The sequence below is a fragment of the Aquamicrobium sp. genome, from assembly GCF_023954335.1.
In the GTDB taxonomy this organism is placed as follows: Bacteria; Pseudomonadota; Alphaproteobacteria; order Rhizobiales; family Rhizobiaceae; genus Aerobium.
In genome coordinates, this window is sequence record NZ_JAMLIE010000001.1 from 1,744,643 (window position 1) to 1,769,426 (window position 24,784).

A 24,784-nucleotide genomic window follows, 5' to 3' on the forward strand; every position below is an offset into this window, starting at 1 on the left:
ATTTCAAGCGCGTGCTTGAGGATATCCGCGAACTTCAGCTGGCCGCCTGACGGCATTTCGATCACCGTTTAGGGGATGGTTGACGATGTTGCCGAATCGAATGTACAGTGACAGCTAAACAGAAAACGGAGACAGGAGCCATGACCAGCGGGAGGGAGAAGTTCGGGGCATTCATCCGCCGGGAGCGCGAGGCGCGAGAGATCGGGCTGCGCGAAATGGCCAAGAAAATCGGAGTGAGCCCGACCTACATGTCGAAGGTGGAGCGCGACGAGTTCACGCCGCCGACCGAGGACAAGGTTCGGGCGATCGCGCACATTCTCGAATGCGATCCGGACGAATTGCTGGCCATGGCGGGGCGCGTGCCTTCCGACCTTGCTGACATCATCAAGCGGCAGCCCGTCGAAATGTCGGCGCTGCTGCGAACCGCCAACGGCCTGAGCGCCGAGGAACTGGCCCGGCTCTCTCGGGAAGCAGGAAAGGCCAAGGGTAAGTGAACCCACGGGGGCATGGCCCCGCCGATGCAGATGAAGGATGACAGATGAGCCGATTTGTTCCCTATCTTGCCGAAGAGGCTATCGAGCGCGACGCCGCATCCCTGATCGGAGAGTATGAGCGCGCACGGGGCGTTACGATCGAGCCGCCAATCCCCGTTGAGGACATCGTTGAAAAGTACCTCAAGCTGCGGATTGAGTTTGACGACATGCACGCTCGCCACAATATCCCGCGACCTCCGAACGGCCAGCCCGATATTCTTGGCGCGATCTATGGTGACGGCAGCATCTTCATCGACGAAAGCCTCGACCCCGAGGAGAATCCGACGCGGGAGGGCCGCTATCGCTTCACCCTGGCGCATGAGGGCGGCGGGCACTGGCGGCTGCATCAACACCTCATCGTACAGAATACAGCGCAGGCATCCTTCCTTGATGCCGCGAGCGAACCCAGGTTCATCTGCCGGACGAGCGAGGCAAAGGAGCGGGTGGAATGGCAGGCCGATTTCTACGCCTCCTGTCTGCTGATGCCGCGCAAGATGGTCTTTGCCTTGTGGGACGAGTTGTTTCCTGACCGGAAGCAGCGCGTACTCCAGCCGGAAACGCCAATCGCGCACGCCTTCGTCGAGATTCCACGCATCCGTGCTTCTGTCGGCGATTTCGACATCTCCGAAACGGAGGATGAGGCGCTGGAGAAGTTCTGCAAGCCTCTGGCCGAGCGCTTCGTCGTGTCTCCCATCGCCATGCGTATCCGGCTGGAAAAGCTCGGCTTGCTTCATCGTGTGGTACCGCTCCAGCGGCTTCTGTCCGGCAGGTGATCTGGCCCCTTTTTTTGAGGAGATTGTAAAGTGTCAAGTGGACAGACGAAATGCGGCGTATCGGTGCGGGACAACGGGTTCGAGACCCGAGACTTCTATCTCGCATGCTTTTTGCGCTGCACCGGTTACGAACTTCTCGATCTGCGTGCCGAGGGAAGGCGCAAGGTCTTCGTTTTCCGCGACCGGCCGTCCCGGCGCGATGACGTACTGTCGTTCTACGGCGATGGGGCGATGGTGCCGCCCCTCGCGTTCTCCACCACCGTCAAGGACATGAAGGCGCTGCTGCACAATGCTTGAAAGAACTCCCTTTTCCGACACCGACCAGACCAGCGGCCCTCAGTTGCGCCAGGCGCTCGATCAGATTGACCAGATCGTTCTCGACGGTCTGCGCCATGGCCACTTCCGATGCACGATTTCCAGCGGGATCGGCAAGAACAACCGCCGCGATCTCGTGATCGAGGCCGGGAAATCCCACAAGTTCACCATCCCCGTGGACGAGCTGCCGCGCTGACATGGTGCGCAAACGGGCGATCCCTGCGATTGGGACGCCGAACATGCAAATGACGATACGATCCAGCGCCATCGGTGGGAGTCCGAGACCGGAGATCAGGGGCACGGAGCGGCGAGAAGCCGACCGTGAGATCTTCGGTGAAAGCTGCAAACGACAATCTCAATGACGAACTGATCGGACGAACCCGCGAGGTCTGGCAACCGCGCCTCGGGCGCGATCTGAGCCGCGACCAGGCGAAGCAAATTGCGTCCAGCGTGACCGGATTCTTTGCCGTCCTGGCCGAGTGGTCGCGGGCCGACATGCCGTACCCGGCGAACGACAATGGTGGCGGCACGACCTTTGATGATGAGGGGGTGCGCGATGACCGCTGAAACCATCGCCAGGGCACTTGGAGGGCGCAAGGTCGGACAAGGCTGGACGGCGCGCTGTCCGGCCCATGACGATCGCGAGCCCAGCCTCTCCATCCGCGATGACGGCGGCAAGGTGCTGGTTCGCTGTCATGCAGGGTGCGACCAGCATGACGTGATCGCAATCTTGAAGGAACGGGGACTGTGGGACACCAGGCAGCATTTGACCGTCCGGAAATCGCACCGTAGCAAGATGTTGCTACAGCATCCCGATCCGCATCAGGCGGAACGGAGTGCATACGCGCTTTCGATCTGGCAGTCCGCGCTTCCCACCGAGGGCACGCCGGTCGAAGCCTATCTCGCGTCGCGCGGTCTGACCTGCTCGCTCCCGTCATCATTGCGTTTTCACGCGGGCCTGAAGCACCCATCGGGCGGCTTCTTTCCCTGCATGGTCGCGCTGGTGACGCGGGGCGCCGACGATACGCCACTGGCCATCCATCGCACGTTCCTCGCCCAAGAGGGCCGGGCCAAGGCACCGGTCGTACCCGCAAAGATGATGCTCGGCCCGTGCCGGGGTGGTGCGGTTCGCCTGGAGGAGCCTGACGAAGTCCTGATGATCGGCGAAGGCATCGAGACTTGTCTCGCCGCCATGCAGGCGACCGGGAACCCTGCGTGGGCAGCGTTGTCCACCTCCGGACTGCGGGCGCTCGACCTGCCAGATAGCGTGCGCAACGTGATCATTCTGGCCGATGGCGACGATCCCGGCGAAGCCGCAGCACGCGCCTGCGCCTCGCGGTGGATGCGGCAGGGGCGGCGGGTGCGCATCGCTCGACCTCCCCGTGGTCTGGATTTCAACGATGTATTGCTCGGCCGCGTGTCCGACATCGAGGAGGGCAGGCAATGAGTAGCGAGATTGAAGGCGAAGACCTGAATCCTATCGTCGATGCCATCGACGCGGCCGAAGAAATCACCGATCCGCTTGACGGTCTGGTCGAGAAATCCGCCGAAGACCCCGGCGCGGCATTCGCGCCCGAGATTCTTGAACGGCTGGTCGCCCTCAAGGCGGAGGACCGCGCAGCTTTCGAAGCCTTGCGCGCGAAACTCAAGAAAGCCGGATGCCGGGTGACGGCGCTGGACGAGGCCATGGCCGAAGAAACCGGCGATGGCGGGCGTGGCCCGACGCAGGCTGACATCCTGATCGACCTCGCAGGCGGGGCGGAGCTGTTCCATTCGGCGGACGGCACGGCTTTCGCCGACATCATGATCAACGATCATCGTGAAACCTGGCCAGTACGCACGAAAGGCTTCCGTCGCTGGCTGGCGCGGCAATTCTTTGAGCAGACCAGCGGCGCGCCAAGTTCCGAGGCGCTGCAATCCGCGCTCAACGTTATCGAGGCAAAGGCTCATTTCGACGGGCCGGAGCGGTCGGTGTTCATTCGTGTCGGTGGCCTTGACGGGCGGCTCTATCTCGACCTCGGTGACGACGCTTGGCGAGCGGTGGAGATCGACGCGACCGGCTGGCGGGTGATTGACCAGCCGCCTGTGCGGTTCCGGCGCGCGGCCGGCATGCAGCCGCTGGCCGTGCCGGTGCCGGGCGGGTCGGTGGGCACGCTGCGCGCATTCCTGAATGTCCAGTCCGATCAGGATTTCGTGCTGGTGGTGGCCTGGGCGCTGGCATGCCTGCGCAATCGGGGTCCCTATCCGGCGCTCGTGCTGTCAGGCGAGCAGGGTTCGGCGAAATCCACCTTCTCGGCAATCCTGCGGGCGCTCTTGGACCCGAACACGGCGCCGTTGCGCGCCCTGCCGCGTGAGGACCGCGACCTGTTCATCGCCGCGAGAAATGGCCATGTGCTGGCCTTCGATAATGTGTCGGGCCTGCCGGCATGGATTTCGGACACGCTCTGCCGGCTGGCCACGGGCGGCGGTTTTGCGGTGCGCCAGCTTTATACCGATCAGGATGAGGTGCTGTTCGATGCCGCACGTCCGGTGATTCTCAACGGGATCGAGGACATCGTGACCCGGCCGGACCTTGCCGACCGTGCGGTGTTCCTGACACTGGAACCAATCCCCGAGATGCGACGCCGACCGGAGGCGGAGCTGTGGGCGGCGTTCGAGGCAGAACGCGCGCATATCCTCGGCGTCCTGCTTGATGCGGTGGTGGAGGGCCTGAAACGGCTTCCCGATACTCATCTGCCCAAGCTGCCGCGCATGGCAGACTTCGCGCTGTGGGCTTCGGCCTGCGAAACCGCGATCTGGCCTGCCGGCACATTCTGGTCAGCCTATTGCGGAAACCGCGACGACGCCGTTGAAGGCGTGATCGACGCTGATCCGGTTGCCGCTGCGGTGCGCGCCGTGATGACAGAACGGACGGAGTGGACGGGAACTGCCTCGGATCTTCTGGGCGCCCTTGGAGAAGCGGCAGGCGAGCGTATCACCAAATCCAAGACCTGGCCCGATAGTCCTCGGGCGCTGGCGGGCCGGCTGCGCCGGGCGGCGACCTTCCTGCGCAAGATCGGCATCGACATCGGTTTCGAGCGCGAAGGGCGGGCGCGGACGCGAACCATCCGCATCACCACGGCCGGCAAACCCGCCTCGCCGGAAACCCGAGGGGCGCAACCGTCCGCATCGTCCGCACCGCCCGCCGATCGGCCGAAGGCCGGTTCCGGCAATGGCTTCGCCTCGCGGGGCTTGCGGACGGTCGGCGAGTTCGCGGGCGGTTCAGCGGGCGAGCCTGGCGCTACCGTCCGCGCCAACATGTTGAAATCGAACGCTGAGGCCGATGCGGACGGTGCGGACGCAAGCCGCCCACCTCAATCCGCGCCGGAAAATGCGGGCTGGAGGATGCGGCTATGAGCGCTGTCCAAGCCCTCAAGGCCGCGCGCGATGCCGGCGTTCGGATCGACGTCGATGGCGATGCCCTCACGCTGGACGCAGACACTGCGCCGGATGCCGCCGTGCTGGACCTGCTTTCGCGTCACAAGGTCGAGGTGATCTTGCTGCTGCGCACCGGCAGCGATGGCTGGTCGGGCGAGGACTGGCGCGCCTTCTACGACGAACGGGCAGGCATTGCCGAGTTCAACGGCGGCTTACCACGCGATCAGGCCGAGGTCCGCGCCTTCGCCTGTTGCATCACCGAATGGCTCAACCGCAATCCGGTGCGCTCGCCGCCCGGTCGCTGCCTCGGCTGCGGTGGAAGCGAGCACGCCCACGACGCGGTGCTGCCGTTCGGCACAGAACCGATCGGCCATGCCTGGCTGCATTCGCGCTGCTGGGACGCCTGGCACGCAGGCCGGAACGCCGAAGCCGTCGCCGCCCTCTCAACCTTTGGAATCTCGATGAGGACATCGCCATGAGCACCAGGAAACCCGCCACCCACGCGCCGAAAACCGTACTCGCCGACGATCCCGACGATCGCAAGGGCCGGCTGAAGACTATCGGCGGATCGCAGTCCGACCACTGGAACAACACACTGGCCAATCAGGCGGTACAGGCACTATGGGTAAAGAACTCGGATGCCCAGGAGCGGGACCGCCAGCTGAGTGCCACCGTCGCTGGACTGGCTGGCATCGGTCCGAAAGATGAACTGGAAGGCATGATGGCGGCACAGTTGGTCGCCGCCCACAACGCCGCGATGGAATGCTACCGCCGCGCCATGATCGGCGAACAGACATTCGAGGGCCGTCGCGAGAACCTCAACCAGGCGAACAAGCTGTCCCGCACATGGGCGACGTTGCTCGAAGCCCTCAACCGGCATCGCGGCAAGGGCCAGCAGAAAGTAACCGTCGAGCATGTCCATGTTCATGCGGGTGGGCAGGCCGTTGTCGGGACGATAGAGCGGCCGGGGGGTGGGGGTCGAACGAAAACGGAGGAACAACCCCATGCAAAGTAGATTGAAAATGCACCTGAGCCTGCGCTGCGGCGCGCGCACCCGGAACGGGACGCCGTGCCGATCCCCCGCGATGGCGAACGGACGCTGCCGGATGCACGGCGGCAAGGCGCCAGGCGCGGCCATGGGCAATAGCAATGCCCTCAAGCACGGCCGCTATACCGCCGACGCCATCGCCGAGCGGAGGGAACTGGCTGCGCTCATCCGATCCATGCGAGGCGTTATCGAAGAGGTGGATGGATAGGTTGCTGGCCCGTGGGCGCTTTCTGCGGTTCCTCCCCGTGGAGTCCGTATGCGGGAAAGCCAGGCGCAAGGCCGGTGCAGCGTGGCAGTGGGAATTGCCTAAACTCAACACCCGCCTGAAGAAAGTCACGGGTCCTTCCGGGCGATCTGCGTATGCTGGCGGGCGAAGCGCGGCGCGTGGCCAGCCACTGGATTCTTTTTTTGGGAATCCACCGGAATCCGGAATCCATTGTGTTTTAGGCCATATTGGCCAATATGAGCGGAGAGAATGGCGGGGAGTCGCATGCAGACCCTGAGCGCGAAAGACGCGAAGTATGGTTTCGGGCGATTGATCGACCTGGCTCGCGCCGATCCTGTTGCTGTTGCCAAGCATGGGCGCCCCGTCGTCGTCGTCATGGCGATCGAGGAGTATCAACGCTTGAAGGCGCTGGATGAGTGCGAGAAGCCGCCGGCGAAAGAGGGGCAGGGATGAGCGGGAACAAGGCGGGGGGCCGCTGAACGCATGGACAAGAGGAGCCTTACCGAACGCGATATCTGCACGAAGTTCATCCTGCCCGCCGTCAAGCGCGCCGGCTGGGACGAGATGGCGCAGGTGCGCGAGGAGGTCTATTTCACCAAGGGCCGCATCATCGTGCGCGGCAAGCTGGTGACGCGCGGCAAGGCGAAGAAGGTCGACATCGTACTCTATTACAAGCCGAATATCCCCATCGCGCTGATCGAGGCCAAGGACAACAATCATCCGGTCGGCCACGGCATCCAGCAGGGCCTCGACTACGCGATGACGCTGGACATCCCCTTCGTGTTTTCCTCGAACGGCGACGGCTTCGTGTTCCATGACCGCACCGGGCAAAGCGTTCCAGTCGAGACAAATCTCGGGCTCGACGCCTTCCCGTCGCCGGCCGGTCTATGGGCACGCTATCGCGCCTGGAAGGGGCTCGACGCGGAAGCCGAGAAGATCGTGCTTCAGGACTATTTCGACGACGGCAGCGGCAAGACACCACGCTATTATCAGGTGAACGCCGTCAACGCGGCGATCGAGGCCATCGCCAAGGGCCGTGACCGCGTGCTCCTGGTGATGGCGACGGGCACGGGCAAGACCTATACCGCGTTCCAGATCATCTGGCGGCTCTGGAAGGCCGGCCGCAAGAAACGCATCCTGTTCCTTGCCGATCGCAACGTGTTGATCGACCAGACGATGGTGAACGACTTTCGCCCCTTCGGCGCGGCGATGGCGAAGCTATCCACCAATGCCAGGACCATCGAGCGACAGGACGGAACCGCCGTCGATCTGCCGCTGGCACTCGATAACAGGCGGCGCATCGACACCGCTTTCGAGATTTATCTCGGCCTCTATCAGGCGATCACCGGCCCGGAGGAGCGGCAGAAGCTCTATCGCGAGTTCTCTCCAGGCTTCTTCGACCTCATTGTCATCGACGAATGTCATCGCGGCAGCGCGGCCGAGGATTCGGCATGGCGGGAAATCCTCGCCCACTTTTCCGGCGCAACGCAGATCGGCCTCACCGCCACGCCGAAGGAGACGGAATACGTCTCCAACACGGAATATTTCGGCGAGCCGGTTTTCACCTATTCCCTGAAACAGGGCATCAGCGACGGCTTTCTCGCGCCCTACAAGGTCATCAAGGTTCACATCGACCGTGATGTGGAAGGCTATCGCCCCGAACTCGGCCAGCTCGATCGCGACGGCAACGAGGTCGAGGACCGCATCTACAACACGAAGGATTTCGACCGGCATATCGTGCTCGACGACCGCACGGTGCTGACCGCGAAGAAAATCACCGAGTTCCTGAAGGAAAGCGGCGACCGCTTCCAGAAGACGATCGTGTTCTGCGTCGATGAGGAGCACGCGGCGCGGATGCGGCAGGCGCTCGTCAACGAGAACGCCGATCTGGTCGCGGAAAATCAGCGTTACGTCATGCGCATCACGGGCAGCGACAAGGAAGGCCAGGACCAGCTCGGCAATTTCATCGACCCGGAATCGAAATATCCCGTGCTGGTGACGACTTCGCGGCTGCTCTCGACTGGTGTTGATGCGCAGACCTGCCGGCTGATCGTGCTCGATCGTGCGGTGGGCTCGATGACCGAGTTCAAGCAGATTGTCGGGCGCGGCACCCGCGTTCATGAGGACAGCAAGAAGTTCTTCTTCACGCTGATCGACTTTCGCGGCGCGACTAGCCATTTTGCCGACCCGGATTTCGACGGCGACCCGGTGCAGATTTACGAGCCGAGCGACGGTGATCCGATCACGCCGCCCGACGACGCGCCGCAGGGCGACGACGCCATCCCGCCGGAACCCGGCGAGGACGAAACGGTGGTCGATCAGCCGGGCCTACCATTGCCGCCAGGTGGCCCGATCCGCAAGATCTACGTCGATGGCGTCGGCGCCCGCATCCTGGCCGAGCGCGTCGAATATCTCGACGAGAACGGCAAGCTCGTCACCGAATCCCTGCGCGACTTCACCCGGACGGCGCTGAAAAAGCGTTTTGCCAGCCTCGACGATTTCCTCCGGCGCTGGAAATCCGCCGAGCGCAAGCAGGCGATTATCGAGGAACTGGAGGCCGAGGGCCTGGCGCTCGATGCCGTCGCCGATGAACTCGGCAAGAACCTCGACCCGTTCGATCTGATCTGCCACGTCGCCTTTGATCGGAAGCCGCTTACCCGCCGCGAGCGGGCCGAGAACGTCAAGAAGCGTGACGTGTTCACCAAATACGGGCCGCAGGCCCGCGCCGTGCTCGATGCGTTGCTGGACAAGTATCGCGACGAGGGCGTGCTCAATCTCGACGATGCCAATGTGCTGAAGGTCACGCCCTTCACCGCGATGGGCAGCGTCGTGCAACTCATCAAGGCGTTCGGCGGCAAGGAGGGCTTCGAGAAGGCCGTCCACGAAATGCAGGACGCGCTCTACCAGGAGACCGCCTGAGCCATGATCGTCCGCACCACCGTCAAATCCATTCAGGACATCATGCGCCAGGACGTGGGCGTCGATGGCGATGCGCAGCGCATCAGCCAACTCACCTGGCTGTTCTTCCTCAAGATCATCGACGATCAGGACCAGGAACTCGAACTGACCAGGGACGGCTATCGCTCGCCGATCCCGGAGAAATTCCAGTGGCGAAACTGGGCGGCGGACCCGGAGGGCATCACGGGCCAGGCGCTGCTCGATTTCGTCAATGACGAACTGTTCCCGGCGCTGAAGGGTTTGCAGGTCTCCGACAGGCCCGGCGACCGCCGCCGCGTGGTGCGCGACGTGTTCGAGGACGCCTACAACTACATGAAGTCCGGCCAGTTGCTGCGGCAGGTGGTCAACAAGATCACCCAGGTCGATTTCAACAATCTCGACGAGCGGCGGCATTTTGGCGAGTTCTACGAGCAATTGCTCAACGATCTGCAATCGGCCGGCAATGCAGGCGAGTATTACACGCCGCGCGCCGTCACCGCCTTCATGGTGCAGATGGTCGACCCGCATCCGGGCGAGGTGCTGTTCGACCCCGCCTGCGGCACGGGCGGCTTCCTCTCCTGCGCGATCAACCACATGGAGGCGAACTACGTCCGCACACCGCAGCAGCGCGAAAAGATGCAGGGCGGATTGCGCGCGGTGGAAAAGAAGCAACTGCCGCACATGCTCTGCGTCACCAACATGCTGCTGCACGGCATCGAGGACCCGAGCTTCGTCAAGCACGACAACACGCTGGCCCGGCCGCTGATTTCGTGGAGCAAGGACGAACGCGTCGATATCGTCGTCACCAATCCGCCCTTCGGTGGGCGTGAGGAAGACGGCATCGAGAACAATTTCCCTACCTTCCGCACCAAGGAAACCGCCGACCTGTTCCTCGCGCTGATCGTGCGGCTGCTCAAGACCGATGGCCGCGCCGCCGTGGTGCTGCCGGACGGCACGCTGTTCGGCGAGGGCGTCAAGACGCGGCTGAAGGAACATCTGATGGAGGAGTGCAACCTCCACACCATCGTTCGTTTGCCCAATTCGGTGTTCAAGCCCTATGCCTCGATCGGCACCAACCTGCTGTTCTTCGAGAAGGGCACGCCGACGCGCGACATCTGGTTCTACGAGCATCGCGTGCCCGAGGGCCAGAAAGCCTACTCGATGACCAGGCCGATCCGGCTGGAGCATTTTCAGCCCTGCATCGACTGGTGGGGCGGCAAGGATCGGATTGGCCGCGAGGAGACGCCGCAGGCGTGGCGCGTGACCGCCGAGGAGGTGAAGGCGCGCGGCTATAATCTCGACATCAAGAACCCGCACAGCGTTGCCGACGATCACGGCGACCCGGAGGCGCTGCTGGCGGACCTTGCCCGCACCGAGGCCGAGACGGTAACCTATCGCGACCAGTTGAAGGCAATCCTCGCCGAGGCGCTGCTGCGATGAGCGCCGGCCCGATGAACGCGGAACGCCTGCTGGCACATTACGAGAAAATCGCCGACGCGCCCGACGCCATTGCGCGGCTGCGGCGCTTCGTGCTCGATTTGGCGGTGCGCGGCAAGCTCGTGCCGCAGGACGCCAGCGACGAACCGGCGTCGGAATTGCTGAAGCGGATCGCGAAGGAAAAGGCGCGGCTAGTGAAAGCGGGGGAGATCAGGAAGCCGAAGGTGCTTGCCGACGTGGAAGAGCCGCCTTTCGACTTGCCGCAGAACTGGTGTTGGACACCGATCCGCGAAGTTACGAGTGATCGAGGACAGGAAATCCCACAATCGACCTTCACCTACATCGACGTAACCGCCATCAACAAAGAGGCGGGTATTGTCGCGGAACCGAAGGTTTTGGAGGCCAGCGAAGCGCCGAGCCGGGCGCGCAAGATCACGCGCAAGGGCGATGTGATCTATTCTTGCGTTCGCCCATACCTGTTGAACGTCGCCGTCATCGAGTGCGATTTTGATCCGCAGCCGATTGCAAGCACTGCCTTCGCCATCCTCAACGGGCACGGCCTCGTAATACCGCGCTATATTTGGATCGTGCTTCGCAGTCCGTTCATGGTGGAATGCGTCGAGGAGAACCAGCGCGGGCAAGCCTATCCGGCCATAAACGACGCAGACTTCGCAGTCTTACCCTTTCCCCTCCCACCGCTCGCCGAGCAGCAGCGCATCGTCGCCAAGGTCGATGAATTGATGGGCCTGTGCGAGCGGCTGGAGGCGGCGCGGGGGGGGCGCGAGGCAGTGCGCGATCGGCTGGCGGCGGCGAGCCTCGCCCGCCTCAACGCGCCCGATCCCGGGACATTTCAGGCCGACGCCCGCTTCGCCCTCGACGCGCTGCCGGCGCTCACCACACGCCCCGACCAGATCAAGGCGCTGCGCCAGACCATCCTCAACCTCGCCGTCCGCGGCAAACTGGTGGAGCAGGACCCGACCGACGAAACGGCGTCTGAACTGCTGAAGCGGATTGCGGCGGAGAAGGCGGGCAACGGCAAACGGCAGAAGGAACTGCCCGAAATCGACGCCGAGGAGTTGGGCGAGCTTCCACCAAACTGGTCGGCGGTGCCGCTGATCGCGCTCGGGACGTGGGCGATCGGATCGGGCTTTCCGAAGAACGAACAGGGCCAGACAGATGGTCCCTACTTCTTCTTGAAGGTCAGTGACATGAACCTTCCCGAAAACAACAAGTTCATCACGACAGCCAACAACACCATTGACGATGAAGCGGCCATGCGCATGCGCGCGGCAATTCATCCACCCGGAACAATCATCTTCCCAAAGATCGGCGGAGCCATCGCGACCAACAAGCGGCGCATCCTGACGCGCGGCTCGGCTATCGACAATAACTGCTTAGGGATCACGTTTGCCTCCGACATCGTTGTCGAGTGGGCTTACCTGCTGATGACCACGCTGGACTTCACGCGCTACCAAGCTGGAACAGCGGTGCCGGCCCTGCAACAGGGCACGCTGGCTGGAATCCCCGTCGGCCTCCCACCCCTCGCCGAACAACACCGCATCGTGGCTAAGGTCGATGCCCTCATGGCCCTCTGCGACCGGCTGGAGGCCGCCCTCATTACCGCCGACACCACCCGCGCCCGCCTCCTCGAAGCCCTCCTCCACGAGGCCCTGGAGCCGGCTGCCGAAGCGGTCACGGAGGCCGCGGAATGAACGCGTTCTTTCCGCAACCAACCTATTACACTGCCCGGCGCACCAATCGCGCCGTCGGCATCGAGCAGTTAGTCAAGGAGTTCCCCATTGGCATCCAAGGATAAGCGATACTTCTTCGCGGTCGGGCAGAAGAGCTTCGAGGCCGGCGCAAGCGCGAACCATTTCTCTACCGTGGTGCCGATTGCCGACGTGAACGGCGAGATCATCGACGACCGCCCGTCCGAGTTCCCCAATCGCGGCCGGGCCTGGTGGATGCTGCGCGGCGAGGCCCGCGTGACCCATGCGCCGCCGGGCTGCCTCATCATGTCGGGGATCGAGGATGCGATGGACCTCTCGTCCTCGCCCGACAAGGACATCTATCAGCTTCTGCAACCCACGCTTCCCGGCCTGAAAGACCTGATCGAGATCCTGACGCCCGGCGCCGAGATCACCGATCCGAACGCTTTGCTCGACGATTTCCGGATGCGCTGCGATCACGAGCCGACGCGGCATGTCCTCGTGCGGATCGGCGATTATCTCTACGGGCCGCTAAAGGTCGAACTGGACCGCCCCGAGAATGACCGCATGATCGAGCCGGAAATCCGCTTCAGCAAGCCGGTCGCGCCGCATGTCGTCTACCGGATCGCTGTGAGCGAGGCGGAGGGGCGCCTCGGCCATATCCGGCACAAGGTGATCGTGCAGCGTGATGCCAGCAAGCCGAACGATCAGGTCGGGCACACGGTGCGCTACGAGGCGATCACCGGCGCGCTGTATGAAGACCTGCGGGAGGGAGCGCAGGAGGTCGACCTCGTTTCCCTGCAAGATGCCGTCCGACAGGTTTCGAGGGATTTCCTGTCGCGAAAGGAGCGGCGCGAGTTTCTCGAACGGCTCGGCCGATTTGCCGAGGAGGCGCAGTCGTCCCCGACCGTGATCGCGCGCGTTCAGAGCTTTCTGAACGAGCAGCATCAGGAACTTGACGCGCTGGATCAGATTTTCGACGCGTTGCTCTCGGACGAAGCCTTCAAGCCAAAGATCGACAAGGCGGTCGCGGCAGAGGTCGAGAAGCGCGTGGACGCGCAAGCGGCCCAGATCGACGCCCGCGCCAAGGAGCGCATCAAGGACCTCAGCACCCAGTTGGAGAACCTCAGGGCCGACTACGCTGCCGAGAAGGAAAAGTTCGATGCCGAGAAGGCTCGCCGTCACAAGGCACTCGACGAGGAACTGGCTGCGAAGAAGGAAGCTGCGGAACAGGAACTCAAGGCAAAACGGGAGGAGCTGAGCCAACAGGAAGAACTGATCAGCCAAAGCCTTGAAGCGGTTGCAGAACGACTGTCATCAGACCGCACGGGCGTGCTCAATGACTTCCTCGCGCTCGAACCTCTCCTGCGACGCCTGGGTCTTGGCGGAGGGCCAAGGTCTGACACCGCTTCGGAGCAGGCTTCAGCTGCAAGGCCGTCGGCACCCGCGTTGAACCTGCCTGACTTCCCGGCATCCGCGCCTGATCGGGTGCCCATGTCCGAGGAAGCATTCTTCGAGCGGTTTGTTACGCATGTCGAGGACTGCGGCTTCATCTTCGACCGCGAGGACCTGCTGGCTTTCCATCTTTCGGCGAAGGAGCGAGCGCCTGTCATTTTGGGTGGTGTCTCCGGGTCCGGCAAATCGTCTCTGCCCGTCCTTTATTCGGAAGCACTGGCAGGGGAGGACGCCGGAAGGAACTATCTGGCCGTGGACGTGAACCCATCTTGGACCAGCCCTGCAGACCTTCTCGGCTATACCGACGCGCTGGAACACCGTTTCATTCCGGCCGCGTCGGGCCTGCTGAACCAAATGATCCTCGCCTCCCATGCGCGCGAGGCTCTCGGGACGTCCGCGCCGGTGTTCTCCGTCTGTCTCGAAGAAATGAACCTTGCGCAGCCCGAGCACTACCTCGCAGATATCATTCAGGCGATTTCAAGAGCGCCAGGGAACCAGTTCATCAGCGTCTTCGATCCCAGCGCAGTGCGGGAAGACGATCCCTTTCGGCCATACGCACGCCTCGAACTTGCGCCGAACCTGATAATCGCCGGGACAGTGAACTTCGACGAAACGACGCGACCGTTGTCGATGCGCCTTCTTGATCGGTGCAACCTGATCGAGTTCGTCGTGAGTGAACGTCTTCCCGTTCTCGGAATGTCTGCACAGACCGGCGCGCGGGTGGTTGAGGGACCAGCCGTGCTGCAGGCGGACCGGGACCGGTGGACACGGAACACCAACGTACCGGCTCGGGCAATTGAGATCTTGGGGGAGATACAGCCTGAACTCAGTGTGCTTGGCTGTGGGCTCACCCACCGGCGCCAGACGTCGATCTGCCATTTCATCGCAAATGCACCAGAGGGTCTTTGCAGCTTCGATCAGGCGCTGGACATGCAATTGCGCCAGCGCATCCTGCCGCAGATACGGGGGCTGTACCGACCGGGGGCTCTGGAGGCCTTGGGGCGTCTGGCGGAAAAACTTGGGAAGGAATCCGACGTTCCGCGAACCCTCGAATCGCTCGCCCGACTTGAGTCTGACGCACGCGCATCTGACGACATGTTCCTCGGTGAAGAATGACACAGTTCGTCATCTTTTCCGGTCGCTCGACGCTGCTCAAGGTTCCTGTTGGCAAGTCTCAGGCCACGCCCAGCTTCGAGGTGCAGGAAACGATGCCTATCGGGTTTCGCGTTGACGATCCGTCCGAAGACCAGGAGTTCAAAATCTCCATCGGCGATGTGCCGCTTGGAGACGATGTGCCCGCGGAGGATTTCGGCGACACGATCAGGTGGCGGGCCGGCCAGCATCTTAGCGGCGCATCCGGCGTGACCCATATCAGCCTGCGCGATGCGGCAACCGGGGATGTGCTTGCGCGCTCCCTCGCGCTGGTCGAGCCCAGCAAACTGTCTGCGAGAGCCTATGACGCCATGTTCGCGGACATGCGGCGTATCAGCGTCGAATTGTTGCTCGACCTGATCTCAAAATCCCGTCTGGCGCTTGCGCAGCGTCCCTCGTCGCGCAGTGGCGGTGTGCAACCGCTCACGGCGCGTCTGGAGCTGAGCCAGATCCGGCAGTTCTGGAGCCGCCTCTCGCCGATCCTGGCGGACATTCTCGAGGATCCGCACATGGAACTGCGTCAGCGTCGGTCGATCCGGCGGCCCAGACCCGGAGAGCGGCTGATGCCGGATGTCCTGCGGCGATTTGCACAGCGCGGGCTCGGCGCTCGCGAAGCGGTGCGAACCGGAGCGCTCGTCGAGCTTCCCACGGCGATGCCGGACCGGAATACCCGGGAAAACAGTGTGATCGTCGCTTTCATGGACATGCTCTGGCGGCGGGTCGATCGCAGCCTGAAGCGTGCCCGGGCCGAACGCGAAATGCGTGTTGCGCGCCAACGCAGCTTCGGACTCGACGATGCGGCGCTGGCGCGATTCATCCAGCTGCGCGAGGAGCCGAAGATCGCCAGGCTGCAGGAAATCATCGATGCTGGCGAAGGCATCGTGACTGAGATCCGCAGGGCGATGCGCAGTTTTGCCGTGCCTGTCACCCGCATGAGCCGACAGGATTTTCTCGGCACCTTCAACAGCCCATATTTCCGGAGCCACCGGCATTATGCGCGCGCTGCGCGACTGATGCACGCGTTCCTAGACACGACCGCAGTCGTCGTCGAGCAAGGAGACGCCGAGGGCGCCAAGTCGATCGAAACGATCTTCGAGCAGTGGGTCTTCTTCCAGATTTCCGCTGCATTCCAGGCTGTAGGGCTGAGCTGCATCTCGCACAACTCGATCTTCGAGCCGATCGCTCGGGATCGATTTTCCGTCGATCTCGACCGAAATGCTGCGATAGACTTTGCTGCCAAGGATGGGCGTATCCTACGTCTCCGCTATGAGCCGACGATCCTGCGACTGCAGGCGGCGCAGGGCATAGATTCGATTTACCAGGAGCAATCGTCGTGGGCCTGGACGCCGGACATCGTCGTGGAGGTGCTTGTTCCCGGCCGCGATCCGCGTGACTATCGGCTGGCCTATGCCGCCGTGATCGACGCCAAGTACACAACCGCGGGCAACGTCTGGGATCGTCTTGAAAAGATCGAGAAGTACCGTGAGATCCGAAGCGTCGACACTGGCAATCAGATCGCTCGGCAGGTCTGGGTGGCGGCGTCGATCGAAGCCTCGCTGCAACCACGCGACAAGGCTGTTGCATGGTCTTCCGGTGGTGAAGTCAGCGCTGACCCCGGAGATGTGATCCTTGGTGTAGTTGGCGCCGATCCCGCAGACCCTGATAGAACTGGCCCGACCCTGAGGGCTTTGGTGCTCGGCATTCTAAATCATGCCGAAGCATATGCGCTTTCCAACCGCTCGACGGCGGCGCAGAGAGCTTGATGATCGCGATGTTTAGTGATAGCTAAACATTATGCCAGCCAGGACACGCATCACCAAGCCATCCGCCCCGCCGCCCAGCACGCGCGCTGTGATCTACGCGCGTGTCTCCTCCAAGGAGCAGGAGAAGGAGGGCTACTCGATCCCTGCGCAGTTGAAGTTGCTCAAGGACTACGCCGCCGCTGAGGGCTTCACCGTGGCGAAGGAGTATGTGGACGTCGAGACCGCCAAGCAGACCGGCCGCAGCGCTTTCGGCGAGATGGTGACTTGGCTGAGGGCGCATCCCGATGTGCGGGTGATCCTTGTCGAGAAGACCGACCGGCTCTATCGCAACCTCAAGGACTGGGTGACGGTCGACGAGCTGGACGCCGAGATCCACTTTCCGAAGGAAGGCGTTGTGCTGTCGCGCGAGTCTCGGTCTTCGGAAAAGTTCATGCACGGCATCAAGGTGCTGATGGCGAAGAACTACATCGACAACCTGTCCGAGGAGGCCCGCAAGGGCCAGCAGGAGAAGGCCGAGCAGGGCATTTGGCCAACGAAGACGCCGCTCGGCTACCTGAACGTCACCGGCCCGAACGGGCGCAAGGTCATCGCCGTCGATCCAGAGGTCGCGCCGATCGTCTCGAAGCTGTTCGAGTGGTACGCGACCGGCGAGTTTGCGTTGAAAGAGGTGGCCAAGAAGGCCCGCGCTGCTGGTCTCGTCTACAAGAAGAGCTGCGCGCCGGTTCCCACCAGCACCGTGCATTCGATCCTGCGCAATCGCCTTTACACCGGCTGGTTCGAGTGGAACGGCAAGCTCTATCAGGGCAAGCACGAGCCGCTGGTCTCGGTCGAGGCATGGGAGCGGGTGCAGGGCGTGATGGATGGCCGGAACGCCAGCAAGCATCGGCGCATGACCCACGACTTCGCCTTCTCGGGCCTGATCGCCTGCGCGCGCTGCGGCTGCTCGGTGGTCGGCGAGATCAAGAAGCAGAAATACATCTACTATCACTGCACCGGCTACGCCGACAAATGCCGGGGCGAGCCCGCATCCTGTCGCCGCAAGTATGTGCGCGAGGAGGTTCTTGAGCAGCAGTTCACCGCCATGCTCGGCCAGCTCCGGTTCGACGACAAGATTCTGGACTGGGTGCGCGAGGCGCTGCACGCCAGACATGCGGACGAGCGCCACGAGCACGAGGAAGCGATCAAGCGGCTCCAGGCCGAGCACAGGCGGCTCGGCGAGCGGATCAGCACCATGTATGTCGACAAGCTCGACGGCAAGATCGGCGGCGATTTCTTCGACAAGATGGCTGGCGAATGGCGAGAGGAACAGCGCCGCTTGCAGCGCGACATCGACCGCCACGAGGAGGCCGAGCAGTTCTACATGGACGAGGGCATCCGGATTCTCGAACTTGCCCGGAATGCTCAGGCGCTGTTCGAACGCCAGACCGCCCGCGAAAAACGCCGCCTGCTCAACTTCGTACTTTCGAACTGCTCTTGGGAGGATGGCGAGGTGGTCGCCACCTTCCGCCAACCCTTTGATCTCTTGGCGGAAACAACGGCTATTGCCGCCCGTTCAAGTGTAGGAAGCGGCGGCAAATCCGCGAAAAGTGAGATTTGGCTGGGGCGCCTGGATTCGAACCAGGGAATGGCGGTACCAAAAACCGCTGCCTTACCGCTTGGCTACGCCCCAACGCGACGGGCGGTTCAATACCCCGCATGGCCGGCAACGTAAAGACGGAACTTGCCGCCGGCAAGGCGTCCTTTCGGCCCGTGACGGTGGCCGTTGCGGGGCGCGATGGCGCGACGGGCCGGCGTTTGGCTATTGCCGCCGGGCACCGGGGGCGCTATCGGCTTTTCCATGACTTCCTTGCCGGACGACCGCATCATCCTTTCCGCCATCGAACCGCTCGTGCTGGATGCGGGGCGGCGCATCGTCGAGATCGCCTCAGAGGGGTTCCGGGCCGAGATCAAGGCCGATGAATCGCCGGTGACGCGGGCGGATCGCGAGGCCGAGGCCATCCTGCTTTCCGGGCTGCGCCGGCAGTTCCACGCGATCCCCATCGTTGCTGAGGAAGAAGACTCTGCCGGGCTTGCCCCGCGCGAGACGGGAGACGTGTTCTTCCTCGTCGATCCGCTCGACGGCACGCGCGAATTCGTGCGCGGCGGCGACGACTACACCGTCAACGTCGCCCTCGTCCGGGGCGGCGTTCCGGTCGTCGGCGCGGTCTACGCGCCGGCCTGCCGTCAGCTTTATCTCGGTCGGCCGGGCTTCGCCGAGCTGGTGGAGGCCGATGCCGGCCACCGGCCGTTGGCGCGCCGTGGGATAGGCGTGCGGCAGCCTTCGGCTCCGCTCATCGTTGTCGCCAGCCGCTCGCACGGCTCCCCGGCGACGGAGGACTACATCGCCCGTCTCGGCTCTGTGGAGCGGACGAGCATCGGCTCGTCGCTGAAATTCTGCCTTCTCGCCGCGGGCAAGGCCGATCTCTACCCGCGCATGGGCCGTACCATGCAGTGGGACACGGCGGCGGGCGACGCGGTGCTGCGCGCGGCCGGCGGCCTGACGCGCCGGCTCGACGGCGCGGTGCTCGGCTACGGCGCCGGCACGGTGGCGGGGGACGAGCCGTTCGCCAATCCGCATTTCATCGCCGAAGGCGGGCATGGCGGCGCCGCAGCGCCGCGCGGAACGGATGCGGCGCTCGCCTGTTCCGATGGCGCATGACAGGGATGGGCTGGACAAGGATGGGCTGGGATGATCTCGATCGTCGAAACCGCACCCTATGACGACCAGAAGCCCGGCACCTCCGGCCTTCGCAAGAAGGTCCCGGTGTTCCGGCAGAAGAACTACGTCGAGAACTTCATCCAGTCGATCTTCGATTCCGTCGCCGGCTTTCGCGGCGAGACGCTGGTGATCGGCGGCGACGGCCGCTATTTCAACCGCGAGGCGATCCAGATCGCGATGCGGATGGCGGCGGCCAACGGCTTTGGCCGCGTCATCGTCGGGCAGGGCGGCATCCTGTCGACGCCGGCCGCCTCTCATCTCATCCGCAAGAACCGCGCCTTCGGCGGCATCATCCTCTCGGCCAGCCACAATCCCGGCGGGCCGGAGGGGGATTTCGGCATCAAGTACAATATCGGCAATGGCGGGCCCGCGCCCGAGAAGCTGACCGAGGCGATCTACGCCCGCAGCCAGGTGATCGATCGCTACGCCACGGTGCGCGCCGTCGATGTCGATCTCGACACCGTCGGCCAACTGATGCTCGGCGACATGACGGTCGAGGTGATCGATCCGGTCGCCGATTATGCCGAGCTGATGGAGGCGCTGTTCGACTTCGGGGCGATCCGTGCCCTGTTCGCCGGCGGCTTCCGCATGGCGTTCGACGCGATGCACGCCGTCACCGGGCCCTATGCGGTGGAGATCCTGGAGCGCCGGCTGGGCGCGCCCGTCGGCACCGCGCGCAACGCCGTGCCGCTCGAGGATTTCGGCGGGCACCATCCCGACCCGAACCTCGTCCACGCGCGGGAACTTTACGACCTGATGATGTCGCCCGAGGCGCCGGACTTCGGCGCGGCGTCGGACGGCGACGGCGACCGCAACCTGATCATCGGGCGCGGCATCTTCGTCACGCCGTCGGATTCGCTGGCCATGCTGGCGGCCAACGCCCATCTCGCGCCGGGCTATGCGCAAGGGCTGAAGGGCATCGCCCGTTCGATGCCGACCAGCGGCGCGGCCGACCGCGTGGCGCAGAAGCGCGGCATCGGCCTCTACGAGACGCCGACGGGCTGGAAGTTCTTCGGCAACCTGCTCGACGCCGGGCTCGCCACCATCTGCGGCGAGGAGAGCGCCGGCACCGGCTCCGACCATGTGCGCGAGAAGGACGGGCTGTGGGCCGTGCTGCTGTGGCTCAACATCCTCGCCGCGCGGGGGGAGAGCGTGATGGAGATCGCGCTCGGGCACTGGGCCGAATACGGCCGCAACTACTATGCGCGCCACGACTACGAGGATATCGACACCGCCGCCGCCGGGGAGCTGATGGCGGCGTTGCGGCAGAAGCTGCCGTCGCTGCCGGGGCAGCGGTTCGGCGGCCTTGCGGTCGAGGCGGCCGACGATTTCGCCTATCGCGATCCGGTCGACGGCTCGGTCAGCGAGGGGCAGGGCGTGCGCGTCCTGTTCGCTGGCGGCTCGCGCATCGTCTTTCGCCTGTCCGGCACCGGCACCTCTGGGGCGACGCTGCGCGTCTATCTCGAATGCTACGAGCCGGATGCGGCGCGCCACGGCCGCGAGACGCAGGAGGCCCTGTCGGGCCTGATCGCGGCGGCCGAACGCATCGCGGAGATTTCCCGGCGCACCGGCCGCGACGCGCCGAGCGTCGTCACCTGACGCTTCCGGCATCTTCCAGCAGCGGGCCGTTCAGGGGGCCGGCCAACGGGCCGGGATGCGCGCATTCGGCGATGCTGGTCTTGTCCAGCTCGGCGAGGAACGCCTCCCGCGCCGCGGCCAGCCGGCCGCGCACCCGGCATCCCGGCGTCAGCAGGCATTCGCCGCCATCGGTGCGGAAGCATTCGACGATGGCGTAACGCTGCTCGAGAAAGCGGACGATCTCGCCCAGCCCGATCGCCTCGGGCGCGCGGGCGAGGCGCATGCCGCCGCCTGCGCCGCGCTGGGTGGCGAGGTAGCCGCCGCGGCCGAGATCCTGAACCACCTTGGCGAGATGATTATAGGGAATCGCCAGTTCCTCGGCGAGGCGGGCGGTCGTGGTCTGCCTTTCCGGCGTGCTGGCCAGGACGATCAGCACGCGCAGCCCGTAATCCGTGAAGGCGGCAAGGCGCATCGGCTCTCCTCAAATCAGCATTTACAATGCCGAATTACCGGGCTATAAAATGGAATATAAAATACCATTTTAAGCGAGGCCCGTCCATCGCCCGCCGAGGCCGGCAGGCCGTAGCGGGGCTGGTTCCTGCGGCCATCGCATTCCATCGACCCTCGCAAACGGGAGCATCCGACATGCCAGCATCGACCACGACCGCTTCGCCACAGGCGCGAACCGTCGGCGACATCGCCGCGTCCACGCCGGGCGCGACCGCCGTTTTCCGCCGCTTCAGGATCGATTTCTGCTGCAACGGCGATCTCGACGTCGCCGCCGCGGCCGCGCGGCGCGGCGTCGATCCGGTCGAGCTGGAGCAGGCGCTGGACGAGCTGGCGGCACCGGCGTCCGAAATGCCGGCCGCGATGGACAGCGACGCCCTGATCGACCACATCCGCACCTGCTACCATCAGGCCCACCGGCAGCAATTGCCCGAGCTGATCGCGCTGTCGCGCAAGGTCGAGGCGGTGCATCGCGAGCATCCGCAGGTTCCCGCCGGGCTGGCCGAGGCGCTGCGCCGGATCGCCGCCGACCTCGAGGACCACATGGCCCGCGAAGAGGCGTCGCTGTTTCCGGCGATGCTCGACGCGGACGGGGAGGAACTCGGCCTTTCCATTGCGGCGCTGCGCGCCGAGCATGACGGGCAGGGGCAACTGGTCGAGCTTCTGGAGACGATGACCGGGCGCTTCGCGCCGCCCGCGGGCGCATGCCGGTCGTGGCAGGCGCTCTATATCGGCGCCGCCCGGTTCGTCGACGACCTGATGGAGCATATCCACCTCGAGAACAACGTGCTCTTCCCGCGTTTCGCCTCGCCGCGGGACGCGTCCGCATGAGCGCGGACGAGGGATAATAGCATCCCTACTGCACGAGGACGGCGCGGCCGCAGGTCGCACCGTGGACGCGGATGTCGGCCTGCCCGAGCGACAGGCCGAGCATCTTGAGGACCTCGCCGAGCAGCATGTCCACCGGGCCGGCGGCGGCGCGGATCGTGCCGGCGAGCAGGGCCGTCGTATTCGGGGGCAGCGTGATCAGCGGAATGTTCAGGAAGCCGAGGCCGACGCTGATCTCGAGCGACAGGCTGGAGAACAGCGATTCGGTGAGCGACGTCGCGATCGTGCCGGTCGAGACCTGACGGACCTTGCGGCCGTCGATGTCGCTCATGGTGAAATTGAGCCGCTTGTAGTTGATCGCGCCGATCTCGGCCTGCGCCTGTCCGGTCACGTTGACGGCGGTGACCTGGATGAGCTTCGCCGGCGAGCGCGGGGCCGGATTGGCGAAGTTGACGATCTTCGACGGATCGACCTCGGCGAGATAGAGGTTGGCGATGCCGGGCCGCGCGTCGATCGCCACCTTGATGCTGTCGCGCCGGCCGGTCGGGCAGGAGATCGCGTCGAGCTTCGCCTCGGCGTAGGCGAGCTCGAGATAGAGCGGCAGGCGGATGCGCGCGCCGAGCAGGCCGGTCAGCAGCGGGTTGTTGCCGATGTCGACGACGACGCGCAGCCGCGTCTGCGCCGTGCGCACCACCTCGCCGGAGGAGCCGATGGCGAACCACGGCGATTTCTGCGGCGGCTCGCCGATGGCGAGGTCGACCGAGACGGCGAGCAGGCCCGGCAGCGCCGCGCCGAGGTCGAGCTTCACCTGCCGGCCCTGCCCGGCGAGGATCGCGCTCATCGACAGAAGCTCCATCACGTCGACCTCGGCCCCCACCTGCTGGATCGTCGCGCGGGCGACGCTGCCGGAAAGCCCGATCAGCTGCGACAGGGGGAACGTGCCGCTGCCCGGCGCGCCGGCCTGAGTCGCGAGCGTTTGGCTGGCGGTCTGCGCCCGGCCGCCGATGCCGGGGGTCTTCGACAGCACCTTCGCGACCTGACCGAGCGAGACCTCGGCGTCGAGGACCTCGTCATAGCTTCCCGCCGTCAGGTCGAGCTCCGTCGCCAGGCCGTCCAGGAAGGAGAGGAGCGAGACACGTGCCCCCAGCAGCGCCTCGTAGTCCATCACCGTCAGCGACACGGTCGAGCCGGTCAGGCCGCCGAGCAGGGCGTTGGCGATCCCATCCTTGAGCTCTAGCAAGCGCGAGCCGACCGAGAACGCGGCCTTTCTGTCCGTGGCGGCCGTCGCCTCGACGACGATCTGCGGCGGCGGGATGATCGAGGCGGCGAAGTAGCGCGTGCCCGTCTTGCGGTAGGTCACCTTGACGGCGTTGACGTCGCCGCCCTCGCCGGGAGCGCGGGTGAAGCGCTCGGCCGGCGGGATGGTCAGCGCCGACAGATAGCGGCCCCGCGTCAGGACGGCCGATTCTGCGACGCTGGCGACCTCGTCGCCCGGCTGCCAGCGCACCTTGCCGTCGTCGCCGATCGTGCCGAGCGCGATGTGGTGGACGCCGTTGTCGGCGAAGACGAGCCGCGCCGCCTCGACCGGGTCGTGGAGATTGGCCGCGACGGTGATGGCCGCGAGGTCGGCAAGGCTCTGCGCCCTGCGCTTTTCCAGATAGAGCGAGCCGGCATCGACGGCGAACGCCGCCAGCGCCAGCGCCATCGGCGTCACCGTCGCGGTCATCATCGCGAAGTTTCCGCCCGTGGCGCGGACGAAACGGCACAGCAGCAGGCGCGTTCCGGAGAGAGCCGGCATCATATGCCTCCCATGCGGATGGTCGAGCGGCGCGAGATGGTGCGGTTGGGCATCGGCAGCCGCTCCCACAGTCCCCAGATCGGCAGGTCCGTCGCGTCGTAGCTGATGCTGACGTCGAACTGGGTGTCGTCGTTGACGCTGTCGCCGACCTCGACGACGAGCTTGCTGCGGTCGATGAAGAGGTAGCCGTCGGCGTTGCGCTCGATGAAGAGCCGCGCCATGTCCTGCCGCTCCTGGGTGTCGAGGCCGGCGACCGCCGTGCGCGCGGCATCGGCCGAGAGCTGCTGCACCGAATGCGCCGCGCCGAAATAGATGCCGTAGGCGCTTATTCCCAGGAGCAGGAACAGGTAGAGCGGGAGGAGGAGGGCGAATTCGACCGCGGCTGCGCCCGAAATGTCGGTCGTGAGACGGCGCCGGTCGGGAAGGGGGGCTCGATTGCGCATGCGACAAATTTACGCACAGGCAAATGGGGAAAGGATAAGCTGGTCATGCAATCTAAGGTTGTATATGGCGGCAACCGCCGCGCGGGATGCTGAGGCGGCGTCATTGT

At 64.5% G+C, this 24,784-nt stretch carries 22 protein-coding genes, 1 tRNA gene and 1 pseudogene; 20 read left to right on the forward strand and 4 right to left on the reverse strand.

Annotated features, from left to right (window positions below; translation table 11 throughout):
* Positions 1–140 precede the first annotated feature (140 nt).
* The 17 genes and pseudogenes from M9945_RS08705 to M9945_RS08785 form a co-directional block, all read left to right on the forward strand.
* On the forward strand, positions 141–494 hold the full coding sequence (locus tag M9945_RS08705; RefSeq protein ID WP_367944179.1) for a helix-turn-helix domain-containing protein: 354 nt from the start codon (positions 141–143) through the stop codon (positions 492–494).
* A 44-nt stretch (positions 495–538) separates the two neighbouring features.
* Positions 539–1,306 carry an ImmA/IrrE family metallo-endopeptidase gene (locus tag M9945_RS08710; RefSeq protein ID WP_367944180.1) on the forward strand — a complete coding sequence of 256 codons (768 nt, stop codon included), beginning with the start codon at positions 539–541 and terminating at the stop codon, positions 1,304–1,306.
* 30 nt (positions 1,307–1,336) lie between these two features.
* The gene (locus tag M9945_RS08715) at positions 1,337–1,603 is read left to right on the forward strand and encodes a DUF5659 domain-containing protein (protein WP_367944181.1); all 267 of its coding nucleotides are present in this window, start codon (positions 1,337–1,339) and stop codon (positions 1,601–1,603) included.
* Positions 1,596–1,817, forward strand: a complete 222-nt coding sequence (locus M9945_RS08720; protein ID WP_367944182.1) for a hypothetical protein — start codon at positions 1,596–1,598, stop codon at positions 1,815–1,817. Before M9945_RS08715 ends, M9945_RS08720 begins: the two co-directional genes overlap by 8 nt.
* A 137-nt stretch (positions 1,818–1,954) precedes the next feature.
* On the forward strand, positions 1,955–2,188 hold the full coding sequence (locus M9945_RS08725; RefSeq protein WP_367944183.1) for a hypothetical protein: 234 nt from the start codon (positions 1,955–1,957) through the stop codon (positions 2,186–2,188).
* Entirely contained in the window at positions 2,178–3,068 is an 891-nt protein-coding gene (locus tag M9945_RS08730) for a toprim domain-containing protein (protein WP_367944184.1), read from the forward strand. Before M9945_RS08725 ends, M9945_RS08730 begins: the two co-directional genes overlap by 11 nt.
* Positions 3,065–5,017 carry a hypothetical protein gene (locus M9945_RS08735; protein WP_367944185.1) on the forward strand — a complete coding sequence of 651 codons (1,953 nt, stop codon included), beginning with the start codon at positions 3,065–3,067 and terminating at the stop codon, positions 5,015–5,017. The genes M9945_RS08730 and M9945_RS08735 overlap by 4 nt, the downstream gene beginning before the upstream one ends.
* Positions 5,014–5,517: a hypothetical protein gene (locus tag M9945_RS08740; protein ID WP_367944186.1), complete on the forward strand. Its 504-nt coding sequence runs from the start codon at positions 5,014–5,016 to the stop codon at positions 5,515–5,517. The genes M9945_RS08735 and M9945_RS08740 overlap by 4 nt, the downstream gene beginning before the upstream one ends.
* Complete coding sequence (locus tag M9945_RS08745; protein ID WP_367944187.1) at positions 5,514–6,053, forward strand: hypothetical protein; 540 nt, start codon at positions 5,514–5,516, stop codon at positions 6,051–6,053. Before M9945_RS08740 ends, M9945_RS08745 begins: the two co-directional genes overlap by 4 nt.
* Entirely contained in the window at positions 6,043–6,294 is a 252-nt protein-coding gene (locus M9945_RS08750) for an HGGxSTG domain-containing protein (protein ID WP_367944188.1), read from the forward strand. Before M9945_RS08745 ends, M9945_RS08750 begins: the two co-directional genes overlap by 11 nt.
* Positions 6,295–6,576: 282 nt before the next feature.
* Positions 6,577–6,765: a type II toxin-antitoxin system Phd/YefM family antitoxin gene (locus M9945_RS08755; RefSeq protein ID WP_367944189.1), complete on the forward strand. Its 189-nt coding sequence runs from the start codon at positions 6,577–6,579 to the stop codon at positions 6,763–6,765.
* A 30-nt stretch (positions 6,766–6,795) separates the two neighbouring features.
* Entirely contained in the window at positions 6,796–9,231 is a 2,436-nt protein-coding gene (hsdR, locus tag M9945_RS08760; protein ID WP_367944190.1) for an EcoAI/FtnUII family type I restriction enzme subunit R, read from the forward strand.
* Positions 9,232–9,234: 3 nt separating this feature from the next.
* Positions 9,235–10,689 carry an N-6 DNA methylase gene (locus tag M9945_RS08765; protein WP_367944191.1) on the forward strand — a complete coding sequence of 485 codons (1,455 nt, stop codon included), beginning with the start codon at positions 9,235–9,237 and terminating at the stop codon, positions 10,687–10,689.
* Positions 10,686–12,398: a restriction endonuclease subunit S gene (locus M9945_RS08770; RefSeq protein ID WP_367944192.1), complete on the forward strand. Its 1,713-nt coding sequence runs from the start codon at positions 10,686–10,688 to the stop codon at positions 12,396–12,398. Before M9945_RS08765 ends, M9945_RS08770 begins: the two co-directional genes overlap by 4 nt.
* Positions 12,399–12,485: 87 nt before the next feature.
* On the forward strand, positions 12,486–14,966 hold the full coding sequence (locus M9945_RS08775; protein WP_367944193.1) for a hypothetical protein: 2,481 nt from the start codon (positions 12,486–12,488) through the stop codon (positions 14,964–14,966).
* On the forward strand, positions 14,963–16,765 hold the full coding sequence (locus M9945_RS08780) for a nuclease domain-containing protein (RefSeq protein WP_367944194.1): 1,803 nt from the start codon (positions 14,963–14,965) through the stop codon (positions 16,763–16,765). The genes M9945_RS08775 and M9945_RS08780 overlap by 4 nt, the downstream gene beginning before the upstream one ends.
* A 31-nt stretch (positions 16,766–16,796) precedes the next feature.
* Positions 16,797–17,792: pseudogene (locus tag M9945_RS08785) on the forward strand (recombinase family protein); the annotation flags it as partial.
* Positions 17,793–18,359: 567 nt separating this feature from the next.
* Here M9945_RS08785 and M9945_RS08790 read toward each other — a convergent pair.
* Positions 18,360–18,434, reverse strand: a tRNA-Gln gene (locus M9945_RS08790).
* 168 nt (positions 18,435–18,602) lie between these two features.
* Between M9945_RS08790 and cysQ the strand changes: the two genes are divergently transcribed.
* Both cysQ and M9945_RS08800 read left to right on the forward strand, forming a co-directional pair.
* Complete coding sequence (gene cysQ, locus M9945_RS08795; RefSeq protein ID WP_367944195.1) at positions 18,603–19,463, forward strand: 3'(2'),5'-bisphosphate nucleotidase CysQ; 861 nt, start codon at positions 18,603–18,605, stop codon at positions 19,461–19,463.
* A gap of 30 nt (positions 19,464–19,493) precedes the next feature.
* Positions 19,494–21,122: an alpha-D-glucose phosphate-specific phosphoglucomutase gene (locus M9945_RS08800; protein WP_367944196.1), complete on the forward strand. Its 1,629-nt coding sequence runs from the start codon at positions 19,494–19,496 to the stop codon at positions 21,120–21,122.
* Here the strand turns inward: M9945_RS08800 and M9945_RS08805 are convergent.
* A complete protein-coding gene (locus M9945_RS08805) occupies positions 21,115–21,573 on the reverse strand; it encodes an Rrf2 family transcriptional regulator (RefSeq protein ID WP_367944197.1) in 459 nt (152 codons plus the stop codon). The genes M9945_RS08800 and M9945_RS08805 overlap by 8 nt on opposite strands.
* A 173-nt stretch (positions 21,574–21,746) precedes the next feature.
* Here M9945_RS08805 and ric point away from each other — a divergent pair, with 173 nt between their 5' ends.
* The gene (gene ric / locus M9945_RS08810; RefSeq protein ID WP_367944198.1) at positions 21,747–22,439 is read left to right on the forward strand and encodes an iron-sulfur cluster repair di-iron protein; all 693 of its coding nucleotides are present in this window, start codon (positions 21,747–21,749) and stop codon (positions 22,437–22,439) included.
* Between the two features lie 25 nt (positions 22,440–22,464).
* Here the strand turns inward: ric and M9945_RS08815 are convergent, their stop codons facing one another.
* Together M9945_RS08815 and M9945_RS08820 are read right to left on the reverse strand one after the other, a co-directional pair.
* Positions 22,465–24,234, reverse strand: coding sequence for a pilus assembly protein TadG-related protein (locus tag M9945_RS08815; protein WP_367944199.1), 1,770 nt, complete (start codon positions 24,232–24,234; stop codon positions 22,465–22,467).
* Positions 24,234–24,677, reverse strand: coding sequence for a TadE/TadG family type IV pilus assembly protein (locus tag M9945_RS08820; protein ID WP_367931471.1), 444 nt, complete (start codon positions 24,675–24,677; stop codon positions 24,234–24,236). The genes M9945_RS08815 and M9945_RS08820 overlap by 1 nt, the downstream gene beginning before the upstream one ends.
* Between the last annotated feature and the right edge of the window lie 107 nt (positions 24,678–24,784).

Bases quoted from the DNA above. Each gene is read 5' to 3' on its own strand.
- M9945_RS08705 (WP_367944179.1), top strand. From the start codon at position 141: ATGACCAGCGGGAGGGAGAAGTTCGGGGCATTCATCCGCCGGGAGCGC.
- M9945_RS08710 (WP_367944180.1), top strand. From the start codon at position 539: ATGAGCCGATTTGTTCCCTATCTTGCCGAAGAGGCTATCGAGCGCGAC.
- M9945_RS08720 (WP_367944182.1), top strand. From the start codon at position 1,596: ATGCTTGAAAGAACTCCCTTTTCCGACACCGACCAGACCAGCGGCCCT.
- M9945_RS08730 (WP_367944184.1), top strand. From the start codon at position 2,178: ATGACCGCTGAAACCATCGCCAGGGCACTTGGAGGGCGCAAGGTCGGA.
- M9945_RS08735 (WP_367944185.1), top strand. From the start codon at position 3,065: ATGAGTAGCGAGATTGAAGGCGAAGACCTGAATCCTATCGTCGATGCC.
- M9945_RS08740 (WP_367944186.1), top strand. From the start codon at position 5,014: ATGAGCGCTGTCCAAGCCCTCAAGGCCGCGCGCGATGCCGGCGTTCGG.
- M9945_RS08745 (WP_367944187.1), top strand. From the start codon at position 5,514: ATGAGCACCAGGAAACCCGCCACCCACGCGCCGAAAACCGTACTCGCC.
- M9945_RS08750 (WP_367944188.1), top strand. From the start codon at position 6,043: ATGCAAAGTAGATTGAAAATGCACCTGAGCCTGCGCTGCGGCGCGCGC.
- M9945_RS08755 (WP_367944189.1), top strand. From the start codon at position 6,577: ATGCAGACCCTGAGCGCGAAAGACGCGAAGTATGGTTTCGGGCGATTG.
- hsdR (WP_367944190.1), top strand. From the start codon at position 6,796: ATGGACAAGAGGAGCCTTACCGAACGCGATATCTGCACGAAGTTCATC.
- M9945_RS08765 (WP_367944191.1), top strand. From the start codon at position 9,235: ATGATCGTCCGCACCACCGTCAAATCCATTCAGGACATCATGCGCCAG.
- M9945_RS08770 (WP_367944192.1), top strand. From the start codon at position 10,686: ATGAGCGCCGGCCCGATGAACGCGGAACGCCTGCTGGCACATTACGAG.
- M9945_RS08780 (WP_367944194.1), top strand. From the start codon at position 14,963: ATGACACAGTTCGTCATCTTTTCCGGTCGCTCGACGCTGCTCAAGGTT.
- cysQ (WP_367944195.1), top strand. From the start codon at position 18,603: ATGACTTCCTTGCCGGACGACCGCATCATCCTTTCCGCCATCGAACCG.
- M9945_RS08800 (WP_367944196.1), top strand. From the start codon at position 19,494: ATGATCTCGATCGTCGAAACCGCACCCTATGACGACCAGAAGCCCGGC.
- M9945_RS08805 (WP_367944197.1), bottom strand. From the start codon at position 21,573: ATGCGCCTTGCCGCCTTCACGGATTACGGGCTGCGCGTGCTGATCGTC.
- ric (WP_367944198.1), top strand. From the start codon at position 21,747: ATGCCAGCATCGACCACGACCGCTTCGCCACAGGCGCGAACCGTCGGC.
- M9945_RS08815 (WP_367944199.1), bottom strand. From the start codon at position 24,234: ATGCCGGCTCTCTCCGGAACGCGCCTGCTGCTGTGCCGTTTCGTCCGC.
- M9945_RS08820 (WP_367931471.1), bottom strand. From the start codon at position 24,677: ATGCGCAATCGAGCCCCCCTTCCCGACCGGCGCCGTCTCACGACCGAC.